The sequence below is a fragment of the Amycolatopsis nigrescens CSC17Ta-90 genome (assembly GCF_000384315.1).
Classification (GTDB): Bacteria; Actinomycetota; Actinomycetes; order Mycobacteriales; family Pseudonocardiaceae; genus Amycolatopsis; species Amycolatopsis nigrescens.
On the sequence record NZ_ARVW01000001.1, the window covers coordinates 548,241 to 567,907 of the forward strand.

General features: G+C 71.0%; 13 protein-coding genes. 3 read left to right on the forward strand and 10 right to left on the reverse strand.

Features of this window, described 5'->3' with window-relative positions; translation table 11 throughout:
* Window positions 1-40 precede the first annotated feature (40 nt).
* The 10 genes from AMYNI_RS0102575 to AMYNI_RS0102620 form a co-directional block, all read right to left on the reverse strand.
* On the reverse strand, window positions 41-991 hold the full coding sequence (locus tag AMYNI_RS0102575; protein WP_020666402.1) for a transcriptional regulator: 951 nt from the start codon (window positions 989-991) through the stop codon (window positions 41-43).
* A gap of 103 nt (window positions 992-1,094) precedes the next feature.
* Window positions 1,095-1,424, reverse strand: a complete 330-nt coding sequence (locus AMYNI_RS0102580) for a hypothetical protein (protein ID WP_020666403.1) — start codon at window positions 1,422-1,424, stop codon at window positions 1,095-1,097.
* Window positions 1,425-1,452: 28 nt separating this feature from the next.
* Window positions 1,453-2,088, reverse strand: a complete 636-nt coding sequence (locus AMYNI_RS0102585) for a DUF8010 domain-containing protein (RefSeq protein WP_020666404.1) — start codon at window positions 2,086-2,088, stop codon at window positions 1,453-1,455.
* Entirely contained in the window at window positions 2,081-2,506 is a 426-nt protein-coding gene (locus AMYNI_RS0102590) for an acyl-CoA thioesterase (RefSeq protein ID WP_040406413.1), read from the reverse strand. Before AMYNI_RS0102590 ends, AMYNI_RS0102585 begins: the two co-directional genes overlap by 8 nt.
* 17 nt (window positions 2,507-2,523) lie before the next feature.
* Window positions 2,524-7,521, reverse strand: coding sequence for an NAD-glutamate dehydrogenase (locus AMYNI_RS0102595; RefSeq protein ID WP_020666406.1), 4,998 nt, complete (start codon window positions 7,519-7,521; stop codon window positions 2,524-2,526).
* 158 nt (window positions 7,522-7,679) lie between these two features.
* Window positions 7,680-10,106, reverse strand: a complete 2,427-nt coding sequence (locus AMYNI_RS43380) for a hypothetical protein (protein WP_020666407.1) — start codon at window positions 10,104-10,106, stop codon at window positions 7,680-7,682.
* A gap of 68 nt (window positions 10,107-10,174) precedes the next feature.
* Complete coding sequence (gene ettA, locus AMYNI_RS0102605) at window positions 10,175-11,851, reverse strand: energy-dependent translational throttle protein EttA (protein ID WP_020666408.1); 1,677 nt, start codon at window positions 11,849-11,851, stop codon at window positions 10,175-10,177.
* 153 nt (window positions 11,852-12,004) lie between these two features.
* The gene (locus tag AMYNI_RS43385) at window positions 12,005-12,484 is read right to left on the reverse strand and encodes a single-stranded DNA-binding protein (RefSeq protein WP_020666409.1); all 480 of its coding nucleotides are present in this window, start codon (window positions 12,482-12,484) and stop codon (window positions 12,005-12,007) included.
* Between the two features lie 167 nt (window positions 12,485-12,651).
* On the reverse strand, window positions 12,652-14,637 hold the full coding sequence (locus AMYNI_RS0102615) for a bifunctional copper resistance protein CopD/cytochrome c oxidase assembly protein (protein WP_020666410.1): 1,986 nt from the start codon (window positions 14,635-14,637) through the stop codon (window positions 12,652-12,654).
* Between the two features lie 164 nt (window positions 14,638-14,801).
* Window positions 14,802-15,974, reverse strand: a complete 1,173-nt coding sequence (locus AMYNI_RS0102620) for an MFS transporter (protein ID WP_157357808.1) — start codon at window positions 15,972-15,974, stop codon at window positions 14,802-14,804.
* An 86-nt stretch (window positions 15,975-16,060) separates the two neighbouring features.
* On the opposite strand from AMYNI_RS0102620, the gene AMYNI_RS0102625 reads away from it, so the two are divergent.
* The 3 genes from AMYNI_RS0102625 to AMYNI_RS0102635 all read left to right on the forward strand — a co-directional run bounded on the left by AMYNI_RS0102625 (window position 16,061) and on the right by AMYNI_RS0102635 (window position 19,112).
* The gene (locus AMYNI_RS0102625; RefSeq protein WP_026359974.1) at window positions 16,061-17,146 is read left to right on the forward strand and encodes a LacI family DNA-binding transcriptional regulator; all 1,086 of its coding nucleotides are present in this window, start codon (window positions 16,061-16,063) and stop codon (window positions 17,144-17,146) included.
* 211 nt (window positions 17,147-17,357) lie between these two features.
* The gene (locus tag AMYNI_RS0102630; protein WP_020666413.1) at window positions 17,358-17,768 is read left to right on the forward strand and encodes a peptidase inhibitor family I36 protein; all 411 of its coding nucleotides are present in this window, start codon (window positions 17,358-17,360) and stop codon (window positions 17,766-17,768) included.
* Between the two features lie 306 nt (window positions 17,769-18,074).
* The gene (locus AMYNI_RS0102635) at window positions 18,075-19,112 is read left to right on the forward strand and encodes a methyltransferase (protein ID WP_020666414.1); all 1,038 of its coding nucleotides are present in this window, start codon (window positions 18,075-18,077) and stop codon (window positions 19,110-19,112) included.
* Window positions 19,113-19,667: the final 555 nt, after the last annotated feature.

Here is a 19,667-nt window from a genome sequence, read left to right on the forward strand (position 1 = left end):
TCTGCCGCGAACGCCGCCACGGCGCGAATCGTGAAAGGAGCTAGGCGTCCCAGTCCCAGCGAAACCCGTAGCAACCCGGGCCGAAGCTCAGTGCCACCGAGTGCATCGAGCAGTCGCCGCCCAGCACCGCCTCGCGCACCTCCTCCGACTTGCCGTCGAGCCGCGAGTAGGACGCGCAGGACGCCGGAACCGCGGCCGGATCGAAGCACACCTCCAGCACGTACTCGCGCACCGGCAGCCGGAACTTGCGCTCGTAGTTGGTCGCCAGCGGGTACGGCGCCCGGTTCACCAGCTCGTGCTCGATGACCACGGTCTCCCCGCGCCGCAGCGGCCGGTCGAACAGCAGCTCGGCGACCAGCAGCCCATCGGCGGGCCTGGCCACGGTGCGGCCGAGGCGGCAGTGCCGCAGCGCGTGGATCTCCGGCACCGGCCGGTCGTGCTCGTCCAGGTGCACGATGACCACCCACCGGTCGGGCCCGTCCGCCTCGGCGCGCAGCACCTGCCGTGACGCGAAGCAGCGCTCGCCGCGCTCCGGCCCGACGATGACCCGGTCGTGCTGGCTGATCCTGGTCAGCCGCTCGTCCCAGCGGGTGTCCACCTCGCTGACCGCGTCCTCGACCCGGTCCGGACGCGGCCAGAGCGCGCACAGGTCCGGCCGGGTGGCGGCGGTGTTCAGCCAGCGCCCGCGCCGCCGCGGCGGGGGCAGCAGGGCGGCCAGCGCACCGGACGGCACGCCGAGCAGTTCCTCCAGCCTGCTCAGCGTGAGCAGCGAGTCATGGCGCTCGGGACGGCTGCGGCCGGTCTGCCAATAGCTCAGGGTGGCCAGGCTGATCGAGAACCCGTCGGCGGCCAGCCGCTGCTGGAGGCGTTCGAGGCCGAGTCCCCTGACCCGGATGGCGGCACGGAACGCGACCTCGAACGGGCCGGTCCGGAGCAGCCGCTCGAGGTCGTGGTGCTCGGCGCCGGCCAGGTCGTGCAACCGAACGGACATGGTCACTCCTCGTTACGAGCACTACATCTGGCCGACGATAGGTGCTCGAACGAGAGTTATGCAGGGCCGTTGGTACCGCTCGCGCGCAAGTTAAAAGTGAAACTCAGCCGCCGTCGTAACCGGCCGAGCCCGCGTCGAAACCGGCATCGAAACCGGCGCCGTACCCGTCCTGATAGTCGTCACCGTCGTCGTCGAGCGCTTCACTGGCCACCCAGCCGGCCAGCGCGGCGGCCTGCACGTAGGGCGCGGCCTGGCCGGCGATCCTGGCCGCCTTCCTGGTCCGCTGCCACTTCTCCGGCACCGGTTCACCCGGCGCCGGTTCCGGCTCGCCGGCCGGACGGTCGGTGCGCCACGGCGTCTCCTCGGGCCGGATGTCCGCCAGCCACTGCGCCGTGGGGTCGTCCTCGTCACCCTGCTTCGCCCGCTCGGTCATGGGCTACACGATGGCACCCGGCGCACGGTTAGAACAGCAGCGGCAGCAGCGCGTGCCGCCGTTTGAGCACCGCGCCGTACCGCGCGTCCAGCCGCATCCACGAGTCGGTGGCGGTCACCCGCACCACGTCGTCGGTGACCGTGGAGTCCAGGAAGCCCATACCGGACAACGCGAACAGGCACCGCAGCTGCACCTTGACCTCGAGCGGGCCCTCGCTGACGGTCAGCACCGCCTGATCCATCAGCGAGGCCGGCGGGGTCCCGTGCGGGCCGACGTTGTCCTTGGCCAGCGCCACCCCGCGATCGGCGAGGTCGGCGACCACCGCGACCGGCAGCTCGTCCACCCGCTGCCAGCCGGCGCCGGCCGGCAGCTCCGAGTGCCACATCAGGTCGCGCGGCGGACCGGGGTCCATCTTCTCCCCACCGGCCACGGTCAGCGCGGCCAGCAGCTCGCTGCCGGACACGGTGACATCCGTTGGGGTCACCGAACCGGCCACCGCCCTGGTCGCCAGCACCTCGAACGGCGTGGCCACCCACGCCTCCACCACCCCGGGCGCCCGAGCGCGCAGCCGCACCACCGTCTGGCCGTCCAGCCGGACCGCGCGGGCCACGAAGGCGCCGAGGGTCTCCCGGTCCGCGGGATCGGGAATGCGCAGCTCAGTCACTCTTGTCTCCCGGCTCCTGCCAGTCCAGTTGCTTCGCGAGGAACTCGCGCTCAGCCTCGGTCAGCCTGCGCGGCCGCTGCTGCTCGACGTCGTACGGGGCCAGCACGGTCTCCGCGGTCACCGCGAGCCGGTCGGTTTCGGACGGTCCACCGTGCACACGGTAGTCCAGGGTGAACGAGGCGAACTTGAGCTCCCGCAGGGTGATCTCCACCCGCACGTCCTCGTGCGCGAGCACGATCGGCGCGCGGTAGCGCACCGCGAGCCGGACCACCACGATGCCCTTGGGCAGCTCGGTGAGCCCGGCGCGCAGCGCGCCGTCGAACAGCAGCGGGACCCTGGCCTCTTCCAGCAGGGTCACCACGTTCGCGTGGTTGACATGGCCGAAGGGGTCCATGTCCGACCAGCGCGGCCGGACCATCGAGACGATCGGCACCCTCACCTCACCGTACTGCGGATCTGACGGGCCGCCACGGACAGCGTGGCCAGGTCCAGCCTGCCGGAACGGTGGATCTCGTCCAGCGCCACCCTGGCCCTGGCCAGCCGCGAGGCGTTGCTCTTCTCCCACTGGGCGATCTTCTCGTCCGCCGAGTCACCGGGATCGCTGTGCCGCAGCGCGTCCAGGGTCATCGCTCGCAGCGAGGAGTACAGGTCGTCGCGCAGCGCCAACCTGGCCAGCGCGTGCCAGCGGTTGCCGCGCTCCAGCAGGCTGATCGACGTGAGCATCTTGTCCACGTCGAGGTGGTCCGAAAGCGCGAAGTACAGCTCCGCGGTCTCGGTGGTGCTGCGCTCGTCGGCCACCGCGCCGTCCTGCTCGGCGAGCTCGGCCACCTCGGTCACGTCCAGCAGGCCGTAGCCGTGCAGCAGCCCGGCGATCCGCCGCGCGGTGGGCTCGGGCACGCCCTGGGACATCAGCCGTTCGAGGTTCTGGCGCACCGACTCCGCCTCGCGGCCCCGGAGCAGCTCACCGACCTTGGGCACCAGCTCGTGCACGGCGGGGCCGAACCTGGCGATCTCCGAGCCCACCGCGAGCGGCTGCGGCCGGTTGGTCAGGAACCACCGCGCGGCCCGGTCCAGCAGCCGCCTGGTCTCCAGCATCATCTCGTCGGCGACCTCGGTGGACACCACGTTGTCCAGCGCCTCGATCTCCGACCACAGCGACGGCAGGTCGAACACGCGGGTGACCACGGCGTAGGCCCGCACCGCGTCGGTGGCGGTCGCGTTCATCTCCTCGCTCAGCCGGAACGCGAAGGAGACACCCGCCCCGTCCACCACCTCGTTCACCAGCAGGGTGGTGATGATCTGCCGGTGCAGCGGGTGCTCGGCGATCCGGTCGCCGAAGCGTTCCCGCAGCGGGCGCGGGAAGTACTCCGGCAGCCGCCCGGCGAAGGCGTCCGCGTCGGGCAGGTCGCTGGCCAGCAGCTCGTCCTTGAGGTCGAGCTTGACGTGCGCGAGCAGCGTCGCCAGCTCCGGCGAAGTCAGCCCTTCACCCGCCTTGTCCAGCCGTTTGAAGGACGCGGGGCTCGGCAGCGCCTCCAGTTCGCGGTCCAGCGCGCCGGCCCGCTCCAGCGCCGCGACCAGCCGCTCGTGCACCGACATCATCGCGACGGCGTGCGCCCGGCTGATCCCGAGCACCGCGTTCTGCCGGTAGTTGTCGGTCAGCACCAGCTCGCCGACCTCGTCGGTCATCTCCATCAGCAGCTCGTTGCGCTGCTCGCGCTCCAACTCCCCGGTGCTCACCAGGTGATCCAGCAGGATCTTGATGTTCACCTCGTGGTCGGAGCAATCCACCCCGGCCGAGTTGTCCAGCGCATCGGTGTTGATCTTGCCGCCGTTGCGGGCGAACTCGATCCGGCCGAGCTGGGTCAGTCCCAGGTTGCCGCCTTCACCGACCACCTTGGCCCGCAGCTCGTTGCCGTTCACCCGCAGCGCGTCGTTGGCCTTGTCCCCGGCGGCCGCGTGACTTTCGGTCTCCGCCTTGACGTAGGTGCCGATCCCGCCGTTCCAGAGCAGGTCAACCGGGGCCAGCAGGATGGCCCGCATCAGGTCCGCGGGCGCCAGCTTCCGCACATCCTCGGCCAGGCCGAGCGCCTCGCGCACCTGCGGGCTGATCGGGATCGTCTTCGCGCTGCGAAGGTAGATCCCGCCGCCTTCGCTGAGCAGCGAGCGGTCGTAGTCGTCCCAGGAAGAGCGCGGCAGGTCGAACAGCCGGCGCCGCTCCGCGTACGACGCCGCGGTGTCCGGATTCGGGTCCAGGAACACGTGCATGTGGTTGAACGCGGCGACCAGCTTGATGTGCTCGGAGAGCAGCATGCCGTTGCCGAACACGTCCCCGGCCATGTCCCCGATGCCGACCACGGTGAACTCTTCGGCCTGGGTGTCGGTGCCCAGCTCGCGGAAGTGCCGTTTGACGCTCTCCCAGGCACCTTTCGCGGTGATGCCCATCGCCTTGTGGTCGTAGCCCACCGAGCCGCCGGAGGCGAACGCGTCGCCGAGCCAGAACCGGTAGCTCGCGGAGACCTCGTTGGCGATGTCGGAGAACTTCGCGGTGCCCTTGTCCGCCGCCACCACCAGATAGCTGTCGTCGCCGTCGTAGCGCACCACGTCCGGCGCCGGCACCGTCCTGCCTTCGACCAGGTTGTCGGTCAGGTCCAGCAGGCCGGAGATGAACATCCGGTAGCAGGCGATGCCCTCGGTGAGCTGCGCGTCCCGGTCCAGGCTCACGTCACCGGTCGCGGCCGGCGGGCGCTTCACCACGAACCCGCCCTTCGCGCCGACCGGCACGATCACCGCGTTCTTCACGGCCTGCGCCTTGACCAGGCCGAGGATCTCGGTGCGGAAGTCCTCCCGGCGGTCCGACCAGCGCAGCCCGCCGCGGGCCACCGCGCCGAACCGGAGGTGCACCCCCTCCACCCTGGGCGAGTAGACGAAGATCTCGAACTTCGGCCGGGGCTCCGGCAGGTCCGGCACGCCCTGCGGGTCCAGCTTGATGGCCAGGTACGGCCTTGCCGCGCCGTCCGCGCCGGTGACGTGGTAGTTCGTGCGCAGGGTCGCGCTGATCACCGACATCAGCCGGCGCAGGATCCGGTCCGCGTCGAGGCTGGTGACGTCGTCGATCATCGCCGCGATCTCGGTGAGCTGGGCCTGCGTCTGCTCGTCCCGCTGCTCACCGGCCTTGGCCGGGTTGAAGCGGTGCTCGAACAGCCGCAGCAGCGCGGTCGCGATGTGCGTGTGCGCGAGCACGGTGTTCTCGATGTACTCCTGCGAGTACGGGCTCCCGGCCTGACGCAGGTAGCGCGAATAGGCGCGCAGCACGCTGACCTGGCGCCAGGTCAGCCCGGCCCGCAGCACCAGCGCGCTGAGCCCGTCGGACTCGCAGTCACCGTGCCAGGCGGCGCTGAACGCGTCCTGGAAACGGCCCTGCAGGTCGTGTTCGGCGCGCTCGCTGATCTCTTCGAGCACCTTCTGCTCGATCCGCAGCCCGAAGTCGTAGATCCAGGACCGGGCACCGTCCTCGCGGCGCAGCTCATACGGCCGCTCGTCGACGACCTCTACCCCGGTCCGCTGCAGCAGCGGCAGCACGGTGGACAGGGTCACCCCTTCGCCGAGCAGGTAGAGCTTGAACCGCCGCTCCCCCGGCGCGGCGCCAGCCGGCACGTAGAACGACATCTCCAGGTCGTGGTCGCCGGAGAGCGACTCCAGCTTGCGCAGGTCGGCCAGTGCCTCGGCGGCGGAGTAGTCCTCCTTGTACGCCTCGGGGAACACGCCCGCGTACCGCTGCCCCTGCTCGGCCGCCGACTCCTCCCCCTGCACGCCGACCGCCACCCCGGACTCGCCGGCCCGCTCCCGGCGCTCGGCCAGGATCGCCTCGACCATCAGGTCGTCCCAGCTGCGCATCGCGGTGTTCAGCCGTTCCTGGATGCGCAGGGTGTCCGGCTCGACCCGGCTGGCCGGGTCGGTGTGCACCACGAAGTAGACCTGGGCCAGCAGGGTCTCGCCGACCCTGGTGCCGTACTCGAGGTGAGTGCCCTCCAGCTCCTCCAGCAGCACCTCCTGCATCGCCAGCCGCGATTTCGTGGTGTACCGGTCGCGCGGCAGGAACACCAGGCAGGAGTAGAACCGGCCGTAGGTGTCCCGGCGCAGGAACAGCCGCAGCCGCCGCCGGTCCGACAGGGTGATCACCCCGGTCGTGGTGGCGTAGAGCGAGTCCGTGTCCGCCGAGAAGAGATCCGCGCGCGGCCAGTTCTGCAGCACCTCGAGCATGCGCTGGCCGGAGTAGGACTCCATCGGGAAACCGGCGCGGTGGATCACTTCGCGCACCCGGCCGGAGATCACCGGGATGTCCAGCACGTCCTCGTAGAGCGCCTTGGTGGTGAACATGCCCAGGAAACGGTGTTCACCGGTGACGTTGCCGCGCTCGTCGAAGGTCTTCACGCCGACGTAGTAGGGGTAGATCGGGCGGTGCACCGTGGACGGCGCGCTGGCCTGGGTCAGCACCAGCAGGGTCGGCGCGAGCGCGTTGGCCGCGATGTCCGGCCCGGCGGTGAGCCCGCGCGCGGCCAGGCTGTCCTGGCGCAGCACACCGAGCCCGGAGGCCAGCACCGCGCGCAGCGCCGGCTCGTCCACTCCCTCGTCGGGGTGATCGACTAGTTCGTATCGGCGGTAGCCGAGGAAGGTGAAGTGCTCGCCGGCCAGCCAGTAGAGCAGTTCCGCGCCCTCGGCGACCTCGGCCGCGGACAGCGGCGGCGGGTTGCTCTCCAGTTCGATGGCCAGGTCGCGGGCGGCCTGCGCCATCTTTTCCGAGTCCTCGACGACCTCGCGCACGTCGCCGATCACCGACCCCAGCCGGTTGTCCAGCTCCCTGGCCCGGTTCGGGTCGGTGATCAGGTCGATCTCGACGTACATCCAGGATTCCGCGGCGGCGCCGGACGGCGGGTCGGCCGCGTCCGCGGTCGGGTGGATCTCCAGCAGCTCACCGGTCAGGTCGCGGCTGACCACGACGATCGGGTGCACGATCCGGTGCACCTGGACCCCGTCGCGGGAGAACTGCGCGGCCACCGAATCCACCAGGTAGGGCATGTCGTCGGTGACGACCTGGACGACGGTGGCCTCGCGGGTCCAGCCGTCCTCCGCGGTGGTCGGGTTCAGCAGCCGCACGGCGGGCCGTCCCGGCATCCGCTGCTGGGCCAGCGCCTGGTGCGAGCGGACCGCGCCGACGAGGTCCACCGGGTCGTCGCCGAGTACCTCTTCGGCCGGGATGTGCCGGTAGTACAAGCGAATCAGGTCGCCGATATCGGGGGCCTGTGCCGCGGCGGCGTCGATGAGCTCGTCCCGGATCTGCTCCAGGCTGGCCGATCTTGGTAGCGGGGCATCGCCCTCGGTCCCGGTGGTCGAACCGGACCGGGGCGTGGTTCCCGTCGAACTCAGGTCAGGCAATTTTCTCTCCAAGACACCGCGATGTGCCGAACGAACCCCACACTAGATGGCTCACCCAAGGCCGTCGCACAAGACCACAGCGTTGCGTGATCGGTGCAGAAGACCGTTCACCGCATGCGAAGTACGGCTCATCCGGTGCCCGCTGACCGTGCCGGATCCTAGAACCCGTCGCGGTGCAGGCCGTTCTCCCTGCCGTCGTAACCGGAACCGTGGCCGCGACCGTGCCCGTTGACCGGACGCGGGTCGCCATGGTCCGACTGCGAACCGAGCCGTTTCACCAACGCCGCCGCGCTGGAGGTGCCGGCCTGGTGCTCAGCGAGTGCCCTGGCCAGCAGCTCCGCCAGCCCGGCGTCGGGCGGCGGCTCGTCCGCGGAGATCGCTTTCGCGTAGTCCGCGCCGAACGGCTGGCCGAAGTCGTTGTCCTGGTACGTCGCGCCGCTTCCCCACGAGGGCTCGGCCGAAGCGGAGGAACCGTTCAACTCCTCCAGCGGCGCCAGTGACGGTGGCAGCCGCAACCGCGGCAGCCAGTCGTCGCCAACGGCCGAGGTCCGTTCCGATTCGGTGACCGGTCGTTCATGATCGCCGGACGGCTGCGGCGTTTCCGGCGGGTCCGGCTCGCGTCGCGGTGCGACGGGTTCGGGCGCGGTGAACTCCGCGAGTTCGGCGAACTCGGCCGCTTCCTTGCTGCGCGGGGTCTTCTCCTCGGCTGGTGCGCCGGGATCGACGCCGTCGGTGGCGCGCCTGCGGCCGCCGCCGGAGCCGGCCGAGATGCCCAGCCGATCCAGTACTGACTTGGCGGCCACCGAGCCGTGTTCGGAGTCGTGGCGGGTCCGCTGCGCCGGTGCCGCCGGCTCGGAGTACGAACGCCTTTCCCACCAGTCGTCGCTGGTGTCCCTCGCCACCGGCGCGGGCTCGGCGGGCTCGGGTGCGGACGGCGGTGGCGCGAGCTCACGGGACCAGCTGACTTCCTCCGCGGGAGCCGCTTCACGGGACCAGTCCACCTGCGGCGCGGACCTCGCCTCACGCGACCAGTTCACTTCGGCCGCAGGCGCGGCCTCACGCGTCCACGATACTTCCGGCGCCGCTTCGCGAGACCAGGCCACTTCCGGCGCAGGCGCCGTTTCACGCGACCAGCTCACCTGCGGCGCGGGCGAAGGCTCGCGGGACCAGTGCACTTCGGCCGCGGGTTCCCGGGACCACGCCACTTCCGGCGCCGGTTCCGGTGCGGTGGACCGGGTCACTTTCGGTGCGGGCTCGGGCTCCCGCGCCCAGGCGACCTGCGGTGCAGGTTCGGCGGCCGGTGCGGGCGCGAGTTTCAGCTCGGGCACGGCCGTCACCGGGAACCGTTCCGCCACCGGCTCGGCAACCATGGCCGGTGCCGGCTCCGGCTGGCGTTCGACCTGCCGCGCGGGGGCGGGCGGGGACTGCTCGAGGACCTCCGCCACGTCGAGGGGCGCCTGCTCGCCGGAGCCGAACTCGGCGGCCAGCACCCCGCAGGCCTGGCGGCGCTGCCTGCCGTAGATCTGTTCCGCGGTGCGGGCCTGGCGCAGGCAGTCGATCGCGTCGGCCGCGCTGCCCACCTGTTCCTCGACGCTGGACAGCTCCAGCCACAGCCGCGCGGTGAGCGCCCGCAGCCCGTGCCGTTCGGTGTCGTGCAACGCCGCGCGCAGCAGCGTGGTCGCCGCCGCACCGGCCCCGGACGGCAGCAGCACCCGGGTGGCGACCGCGAGCCGCAGCCAGCCGAGCGGGGCGATGCAGGCCGCCCTCGCCGGTGCGTCCAGTACCGGCTGCGCGAGCTCCATCGCCAGCTCGGTGTCGCCGCGGTCGAGCAGGGTGGCGACCAGCTGGAGCACCAGCCGCACCTGCGCGAGCCCGCCGTCGGTGCCGGGGTTCTCCAACTGTTCGAGCAGTCCCAAGCCGGTCCGTGCCGCGTCCGCCGCGCCGGTCAGGTCGCCGTGCCGCCGCCGGTGTGCCGAGATCGCGACCCTGAGCAGGGCGCGCACCACCAGCCTGGCGTCCGGGTCGAGCCCTTCGTCGTCCGAGCAGAGCCGGTCCGCCTCCCGCAGCGCGCGGTCCAGCTCGGGCTTGCGGCCGAACTGCGCGAGGCAGCCGACCAGCTGCACCATGGCGGCCGCGCGCTCGGCGGGCCGCTGGCCCGGCACCGCCAGCGCCGGGCGCAGCACGGCAAGCCCGGACAGCGGCGCGCCCACGCTGCGCGCGCAGATCGCCAGGTCGGTCCGGATCCCGGCGGCCAGCACCCGGTCCCCCGCGGCCTCCGCCGCCCGCAGCGCGACCACCGCACGTGCCACCGTGGCCGCGCGGTCGCCCAGCCGGACCCTGGCGGAGACCACCAGTGCCTCGGCACGGACCCACAGCTCGTCCGAACCGGCGGACTCGGCCAGTGCCACGGCTCGCTCCCCGAGCACCATCGCCACTTCCGGTGCCCACAGCCGCAGGCCGGTGGCACCGCTGAGGAGCCGCTCGACCGAGTAAGGCCCCGAGGAAAATCCGTCGCCCGCCGTCGCCGAACCGCGCGCCCGGTAACCGGGGGACGCGCTCGGTCTGGTGTGCTTGCTGGCTACCACGGGGACTCCGCTCAGTCTTGGCTCAAGCGTGCTCGCTCAGCGGTCTTTCACCACTATCACGGGCGAACTCAGTCGCGAGTCAGTTTCCGATGCGTGACACGGTGCGGACGAGCCGCCTCCGCGCCGAGCCGTTCGATCTTGTTCCGCTCGTAGCCCTCGAAGTTCCCCTCGAACCAGAACCACTTCGCCGGATTCTCGTCGGTGCCCTCCCAGGCGAGAATATGGGTGACGACCCGGTCCAGGAACCACCGGTCGTGCGAGATGACCACGGCGCAGCCGGGGAACTGCTCGAGCGCGTTCTCCAGCGACCCCAGGGTCTCCACGTCCAGGTCGTTCGTCGGCTCGTCGAGCAGGATGAGGTTTCCGCCCTGCTTCAGCGTCATGGCGAGGTTCAGCCGGTTGCGCTCACCGCCGGAGAGCACGCCGGCCGGCTTCTGCTGGTCCGGTCCCTTGAACCCGAACGCGCTGACGTAGGCCCGCGACGGCATCTCGGTCTGCCCGACGTGGATGTAGTCCAGCTTGTCGGAGACCACCTCCCACACCGTTTTCTTCGGGTCGATGCCGGACCTGTTCTGGTCCACATAGGACAGTTTGACCGTCTCGCCGATCTTGACCCCGCCCGCGTCGGGCTCCTCGAGCCCCACGATGGTCTTGAACAGCGTGGTCTTGCCGACCCCGTTCGGGCCGATCACGCCGACGATGCCGTTGCGCGGCAGGTCGAAGGACAGCCCGTCGATGAGCAGCCGGTCGTCGAAGCCCTTGCGCAGCTTCTCCACCTCGACCACCACGTTGCCCAGCCGCGGCCCCGGCGGGATCTGGATCTCTTCGAAGTCGAGCTTGCGGGTCTTCTCCGCCTCGGTCGCCATCTCCTCGTAGCGGTCGAGCCGGGACCGGGACTTGGTCTGCCGGGCCTTGGCGTTGGACCGCACCCAGTCGAGCTCGGACTTCAGCCGCTTGGCCAGCTTCGCGTCCTTCTTTCCCTGGACTTCCAGGCGCTCGCGCTTCTTCTCCAGGTAGGTGGAGTAGTTGCCCTCGTAGCCGACCACCCGGCCACGATCCAGCTCCATGATCCACTCGGCCACGTTGTCCAGGAAGTACCGGTCGTGGGTCACGGCCAGTACGGCACCCGGGTAGCTAGCCAGGAACTGCTCCAGCCACAGCACGCTCTCCGCGTCCAGATGGTTGGTGGGCTCGTCGAGCAGCAGCAGGTCCGGCTTGGACAGCAGCAGCTTGCACAGCGCCACCCGGCGCCGCTCACCACCGGAGAGATGGGTGACCGCCTCGTCCGGCGGGGGGCAGCGCAGCGCGTCCATCGCCTGCTCCAGCTGCGAGTCCAGCTCCCAGGCGTCGGCGTGGTCCAGGTCCTCCTGGAGCCTGCCCATCTCCTCCATCAGCTCGTCGCTGTAGTCGGTCGCCATCAGCTCGGCGATCTCGTTGAAGCGGTCGAGCTTCAGCTTGGTCTCGCCGAGGCCTTCCTCGACGTTGCCGCGCACGGTCTTCTCTTCGTTCAGTGGCGGCTCCTGGAGCAGGATGCCGACGGTCGCGCCGGGCTGCAGGAACGCTTCCCCGTTGCTGGCCTGCTCCAGTCCCGCCATGATCTTCAGAACGGTGGACTTACCAGCCCCGTTCGGCCCGACCACGCCGATCTTGGCGCCGGGGTAGAAGGCGGTGCTGACATCGTCCAGGATGACCTTATCCCCGACGGTCTTGCGCACCTTTTTCATGGTGTAGATGAACTCGGCCATACCCGCGATCGTAGAGCGGTGTCCCGCGCGACCGAACGGCGGTCACCGTCCGGACACCGTCGGTCGCGGCCTCTTACCAGGTGGTAATCGCCTGCCGCGCACCGACACGCCGACGCGACCTGCGCCCGGCGGCCTCTCCCTCAAGGGGCCCGGTCAGTCCGCCGGCACCGTACCGGCGTTGCCGACGAGCACTTTCCCGGTGTCCGCCGGATCCGTCGCAGCACCGTCCGGCCCGCCCCACTGCGCCGCTCCCGCCGCGGGCTCGGCCTTCCTGGACCGCCGCACGGTCGCGGTGCAGCGACCCAGGTTCGGCCCGAGGGCGAAGGCCTCAAGCTCAGGTATAGACCGAAGCTGCCCGCCCGTTTCGTAGTCGCTGCTGGACAGCCGCCCCAGCACGACCACAGGGTCGCCCTTGGCCAGCGACTGCCGCACGCTGAGGGCGAGCTCGCGCCAGCAGGTCACCCGCACCGAAAAGCGCCGCCCGTCCACCCATTCCCCGGTCGCCCGGTCCCGTTTGCGTTCGTTGCTGCGCATCCAGAACGTGGTCAGCTCGGCCCCGTCGTTCAGCGTCTTGCCGGTGAGGTCACTGACCACGTTGCCGACCAGGGTCAGCGTGGTTTCCCAGACAGCCATCTTCGCGTCCCTTCGCTTCCGTCCAGCCCGCGTTGGACCGGTACCGCAAGCGTGCCGGGCCGGGAGGCCGGTCGGCGGCGCGGCGGGAAATCTGTGGACAACCGGGGCGTGTGTGCACAGTTCGGCGACCGGGTCGGCGGACGGGCGGATCCTGTCGGTGCCCCGTGCTAGCGCTCGCGCGTCTTGCCCTGGTCCGCCAGCCCTTGCAGCATCGCGTTGTAGGCGGCCAGATCTGCGTCGCCGCTGGCGTCTTCCCTGCGGTCGGACCGTTTCGCCTCGCGTTCGTCCGCCCTGGCCCACTGCACCAGCAGCGCGATCAGCACCAGCAGCACCGGTACCTCACCGGAGGCCCAGGCGATACCGCCGCCGAGGCGCTGGTCGGTCAGCAGATCGCCGACCCAGGGCAGTTTCAGCGACCGGTAGAAGCCCTCGCCGATCACGGTCTGCATGTTCATCAGGATCACGCCGAAGAACGCGTGGAAGGGCATCGACGCGAACATCAGCCCCAGCTTGCCCAGCGGCGGCAGCCGGCGCGGCGCGGGGTCCACGCCGATCAGCGGCCAGTAGAAGAGGTAGCCGGTGAGCACGAAATGGGCGTTCATCGCCAGATGCGCCCAGTGGTAGTTCAGCGCGGAGTCGAACAAGCCGGAGAAGTACAGGATGTAGAACGAGCCGACGAACAGCACCAGCGCCACCACCGGATGGGTGAGCGCCCGCGACACCGGCGAGTGCACGAACGCGAGCAGCCATTCACGCGGCCCCGGCGGCGCCTTCTTCCCGGCGGCCGGGAGTGCGCGCAGCGCCAGCGTCACCGGCCCGCCGAGCACCAGCAGCACCGGGGTGACCATGGACAGCAGCATGTGGCTGCCCATGTGCACGCTGAACATCGCGGGCGAGTACCGGCCGATCCCCGAGGACGTCGCGATCAGCAGCGCGGCACAGGCGCCAAGCCAGGCGATGGTGCGCCCGACCGGCCAGGCGTCGCCGCGCCGGCGCAGCCGGTACACGCCGAGCAGGTAGAGCACCGCGAGCACGATCGCGACGGTGCCGAAGACCAGGTCGAAGCGCCAGTCGAAGAGCAGCCGCGCGAGCGTCGGCGGGGCGTTGAGGTCGTAACCGACCAGCAGTTCGGTGTTGGACGGGGTGGTCTGCCGTTCCGCCGGTGGTGGCGTCCTGGCCAGCGCGCTGGCCAGGCCGATGGTGACGAACATGATCAGCACTTCGACCGCGGCCAGCCGCACGAACTCCCCGCCGCCGCGGCCTTCGTCCAGCGCCCGCACGCCGCGGTTGCGCTGCTGCTGGCCGAACACGCCGAGCAGCAGCAACGCCGTCCCTTTCGCGACCACCAGCAGGCCGTAGTCGGTGGTGAACAGGTCGGCCGGGCTGATCCGGACCAGGGCGTTCAGCAGGCCGGAGGCCGCCATCACCACCCAGCAGCACAGCGCCAGCCGGGAGAACCGCCGCACGGCCAGCGGCAGGTGCGCCCCGCGCCGCCAGCCGAGCGCGAGCAGGGCGACCAGCCCGCCGACCCACAACGCGGCGGCGATCAGGTGGTAGAGCAGGCTGTTGGTGGCCAGGTCGTGCGAGCCGCCGCTGGCGGAGTGCCCGGTCACCGCGACCGGCACCAGCCCGCCCACGGCGAGGAAGAACAGCGTCGCAGTCCAGCCCCAGGACAGCACCAGCCGGCAGCCGAGTGCGACCAGCAGGGCGATCAGCGCGGTGAACAGCCAGGCCTTTGGCTGCTCGATCGCGTCCACCAGGTCGACCAGCGCCTGCGGCGACAGCAGGTCGGTGACCGGACGGCCGGCCCCGTCGGCGGCGGTGAACAGCACCGACGCGGCCGACGTGACGAACCAGGCCCAGGCCGCCATGCCGGCGGTGCGCAGTGCCGCGTAGCCGTCCGGCGACAGCGTGCCGGACTCCTGCGGCGGCACCAGGAAGGCCGCGAGCAGCAGCGACCCGATGCACAGCACCGACGCGCCCTCCGCGAGCACCCGCACCACGGTGACGCCGTACCGGGTGAGGGAGCCGGGGTCGGGCAGCCCGGCGATCACGTAACCGGCGCCGCCGGTCAGCGCGACCAGTGCGACCGCGATCACCGCGGCGAGCACCACGCTGACCGAGAGCAGGGGCAGCACGCTGGCCCTGCGCACTGGCTGGTCCGGTTCGACGGTCGTTCGCTGCTCTTCGGGCACGCAACGAGGGTAGGCCGGGAACGCCCGGCCGTGGCGCGCGGGGACCCGGCCGACGACTTCTGTCCAATGTGGACATCCGCGCGCACGATGCGGTGGTCGGGCGCACCGCGGGGCTCCGGCCGCTAGCCGACCGGCACCCGCTCGCGGCGACGCGCCAGCCCGGCGCCGATCGCGGCCGGCATGATGATCGCCGCCACCACCGCGACCACCACGAACGACGTGGACAGCGAGGTGGCCTGCGCGATGCCGCCGATCAACGGCGGACCGGCGAGGAACCCGGTGTAGGCGATCGCGGTGACGAACGCGATCTCCCGCTCGCCGCCGCTGTCGTCGGCGCGCTTGCCCGCCTCACCGGCGAGACCGAGCGCGATCGGGAAGCAGGCCGCCAGCCCGGCCCCGGCCAGCGCGAACCCGACGTAGGCCACCGCGGGCACCGGTAGTACTGCGGCCGCGGTCAGCCCGATCGCGGCCACCGCCGCTCCCCCTGCTAGCGCCCTGGTGGCGCCGTACCGCCGCTGCATCCAGGCGCCCCCGAGCCGGGCGATCGCCATGGCCAGCGCGAACGCGGAGTAGGCCAGTGCCGCGGCCCCGTCGCCGACACCGTGTTCGGTGACCATCAGTAGCGCGGACCAGTCCGAACTGGCGCCTTCCGCGATCGCGGAGCAGAGCGCGACCGCGGCGAGCAGCCAGAGCACGGGCCGCCGGACCGGCGCGGTCGCCGGCGCGGGGGCCGTTTCCGCGGCGGGGTCCGGCCTGGCGCCGGGCAGTGCCCGCCAGACCACCAGCAGCACCACCACCGCGGCGATCGCGGCCACGCCGAGCTGGCGGCCGGGCGACCACTGGTGCGAGGCGGCCAGCCCGGCCGTGGCCGAGCCCGCCAGCGCGCCGAAGCTGAAGCCGGCGTGGAAGGTCGGCATGATCGGACGGCCGGTCTGGCGCTCCACGCTCACCGCCGCCACGTTCATCGCCACGTCCAGCACGCCGACCGACGCGCCGAGCCCGAACAGCGCCACGCCGAGCAGCACCACCGAGGGCGCGAAACCCACCAGCGGCAGCAGGACGGCGGCGGCCAGCCCCGAACCGATGTTGACCGCCCTGGCGCCCACCGCTTCGATCAGGCGCCCCGAGAAGGACGCGGCGAGCAGCATGCCGACGCTCGCGCACAGCATCGCCAGGCCGAGCGGGCCCGGTTCGGTCTGCAGCCGGTCGGCCAACGCGGGCACGCGTGGCGCCCACGACCCCAGCGTCGCCCCGTTGAGCGCGAAGACGACGGTCACCGCCACCCGTGGCGAGATCCGAGAACCCTGATAAACCATTGGCCCAGAATGACTTAAGCGCTTCAGAAAGTCCACCCCCGCTGGTGCCGTCTAGACTTGCCCGAATGACCGGCCCACGACGGCGACGCCCGACCTTGGACGACGTCGCGGACGACGTCGGAGTGTCCAGGGCGACCGTGTCGAACGCGTACAACCGGCCGGATCAGCTCTCCGCACAACTGCGCGAAGAGGTCCTCCGCGCGGCCAAGCGGCTCGGCTACCCGGGGCCGAACCCCGTCGCGCGCAGCCTGGCCACCAGCCGGGCCGGCGCGATCGCCTTCATGCTGGACACCAACCTGTCCGCGGCCTTCTCCGACCCGGCGCTGTCGATCACGCTGGACGCGCTGGCCACCGAGATCACCCCGAGCGGGCACGCGCTCCTGCTGCTGCCGGGCGGCCACGACGGCGGGCCGCACGCCGACCGGGTGCTGGCCGCGCAGGCGGATCTCGCGGTGGCCTACTCGCTCGCCGACCACGCGCCCGCGCTGCGGGCCGTCCGCGACCGGGGGCTGCCGCTGGTGGTGATCGACCAGCCGGTCGTGCCTGGAGCGGCGCGGGTGAGCACCGACGACCGCGGCGGCGCGGTCGCGGCCGCGAAACACCTGCTCGATCTCGGCCACCGTCGGTTCGGCATCCTGTCCGCACAGTGCCTGTCCGAGCCGCGTGAAGGCCCGCTGAGCGTGGCCGAGGCGGGGCAAAGCCGGTTCGCGGACAACCGCGCGCGGCTTGAGGGCTACCTGGACACGCTGGCCGCGGCGGGGGTCGCGTTGGACGGCGTGGCGATCTGGGAGACTTCGGGGCTGTTCCGCGAGCCCGCGATGAAGGCCGCGCACGAGTTGCTGCGGCGGGATCCCCGGCCCACCGCCCTGTTGTGCATGTCCGACGAGCTGGCGCTGGCGGCGCTGACGGTGGCGAAGCAGCTCGGGCTCGCCGTTCCGGAGCAGCTCTCGGTGGTGGGTTTCGACGACACCCCGCCCGCGGGCTGGGCCGAGCCCGCGCTGACCACGATCCGCCAGGACCTGGTGCGCAAGGGAAAGATCGCCGGCGAGCTGGCCATGCGGCTGCTGGCCGGGAAACGGCCGCCCAAGCCCACCACCCTGGACGTCGAGCTGGTGGTCCGCGCTTCGACCGGCCCGCCATCACGCGAGTAGCAGACCGCCCATCCCCTCGCAATACCCTCACGAAAACTGTGGACAACCAGGCCCCGAAAGAGCGGGATCGGCACACTTGTCCACAGAATCGAAATCCGGGGGTGACAACCCCGCCCCGCCCCGCCATCGTTGAGTCATCGGATTCCACCGGCAACCGGGAAGGCGAAAGCCGCCGAAGCCGGGCCACTGACCCATTGGGGAGAACACAATCATGTTCAGAAACTCTTCGACGCTGCGCGCCCGCCTGCCCCGGGTGCTCGTGCTCGCCGCTTTCGGCCTGCTCTGCGGCGGCGGGATCGCCCAGGCCACAACGTTTTCACCGGCTGCACCGGCTTCACCGCCCGAGTTCAGTTGTCAGAACGGCGAGTTCTGCGCCTGGAGCGGCGAGTTCTACGCCGATTCGGTCGAACGGCTCGACCTGCGCACGGCCAATCCCGGGGAATGCATCCCGCTGACGGGTGAAGTCGGCGCACATTCCTTCGCCAATCGCATGAGCCGCGATGTGACCGTATATCAGGGCGAGGACTGTTCGACGGAAGGCGACTTCACCACCTATCCGGGTCATGGAACCTTTGTGCCGCAGGCGCATTTCCTGGTGCGTGCGATCCAGATCTGGGACTGACCCGCCGAGACCGGGCAAGGCCGCCGTCCCTCCTGGGAATGGTGGTGCCCCCTCCGGAGGCGGCCTTGCCCGTGGGCCCGGTTCCCCTTAGCCGGGCCCGCCGCGGGCGCGCCGGCCTGCACAGCCGGCGCGCCCGTGTGCCCCATTCGCGGAGCCCCTTTTCACCCGGAAGGAAGGAGGTGATCCGGGCCGGGAAGACGGGTACCCGCGTTAAAATAGAGTTGATAATCATTATCGCCTGGCAGAGGTGGTTTCGCCGGGACGATCTCGTCATGCCCCTTGGGGCGGGAAGCGGGAAGGTGTCCTATGCCGGATTCAAGCGAACTCGAGGCGTCGCGGGTCAGGCTGGCAGGTCTCGTGTTCGGTTCCATGTCCGCCCAGGTGATCGGATGGTGCGCACGGATGAAGCTGGCCGACGCGATCGGTGATCGGGAACGCTCGGCCGGCGAACTGGCCGCCGAATTCCGCACTCCCGTGTCGACCACGAACCGTCTGCTGCGCGCGATGGCCGCATTGGGAGTACTCGCCGAGAACAGCCCTGGCCGGTACAGGCTGACCACGATGGGTTCGCTGCTGCGGTCGGATCGGGCGGGTTCCGTGTACGCGCTGGCCCGGATGTGCACCGATCCGATGATGTTGCAGGCGTGGTACCGGCTGGACGACAGCGTCCGCACCGGCCGGACCACCTTCGACGACGTGTTCGGCGTGTCCTTCTTCGCCCATCTCAAGGCCAATCCCGAACTGTCGGCTTTGTTCAACGCGGCGATGGGCCAGGGCAGTCAGGGCGTTGCCGACGCACTGCCCTCGGCGTACGACTTCGGCCGGTTCGACACGGTGATGGACGTCGGCGGTGGGAACGGCACGGTGCTCGCCGCGGTGTTGCACGCGCACCCCGGGCTGCGTGGTGTCCTGTTCGACACCGGCGAGGGTTCGGCCGAGGCGGCGAGCACGCTGCAGCGGGCGGGTGTGGCGGAACGTTGCGCGGTCGAGGCCGGCGACTTCTTCACCGCGGTGCCCGCCGGGGCGCAGGTACAGCTGCTGAAGAGCGTGCTGCACGACTGGAATGACGAATGGGCCGGCACCATTCTCCGGAACTGCCGGCGGGCGTTGCCGAGACAGGGCAGGCTGCTGGTCCTCGAACCGGTGTTGCCGGAGACGGTCGACCCGGAGAAACTGCCGTTCTCCTATCTCAGCGACCTCAACATGCTGGTCAACCTCGGTGGCCTGGAACGCACCCGGAGCGAGTTCGAGGCCCTGTTGCGAGGTTCCGGGTTCGCGCTCACCGACGTCACCCCGCTGCCGGTGCCGTCGGGTTTCTGCCTCATCGAGGCGACCCCGGCCTGACCGGCCGGAGAAAGGAGGTGGTGGCGACCGTCAGGCGGTGCGCGGGGCGGTGCAGGTGATCGGGTCGTCGGTGGCGGCGGCCTGGCTGACCACGGTGGCGCCGTCGATGGTGATCACGCAGGTGCGCGGGTTCGCCCCCGGCAGCACGCTGACACTCAGGCCGAGGTTGCCGGTGTCGGCGGTGGTGAAGCTGGCCGAGTCGGCGCCGACCTCGGGCATGTCGATCAGGCCGGTGTCGCCGAACACGGCTCCGGTCACCCGGAACACGGAGCCGCTCGGGCCGCTCACCTCGAGCTTGACGGTGTGCTGCACGTCCGGCGCCGGAACGGGCGGAACCTGAACGGGAGGAGGGGGTGGGGGTGGGCCCGGAGCGATCGGAGCGGCCGGCGGGGNGGCGGGGGCGCAGGCGGCCAGGCCGCAAAGCGCCGCGACCAGGATCGTCGTGGTCTTCTTCATCGTCCCGCTTCCCGCCGCCACGTTCAGTACCCGTCCGAGTATGACGAGTCACTGGCGTGGAGCGATACCCCAGCCGGGTCGAGAGCGCACTCGAAAGTG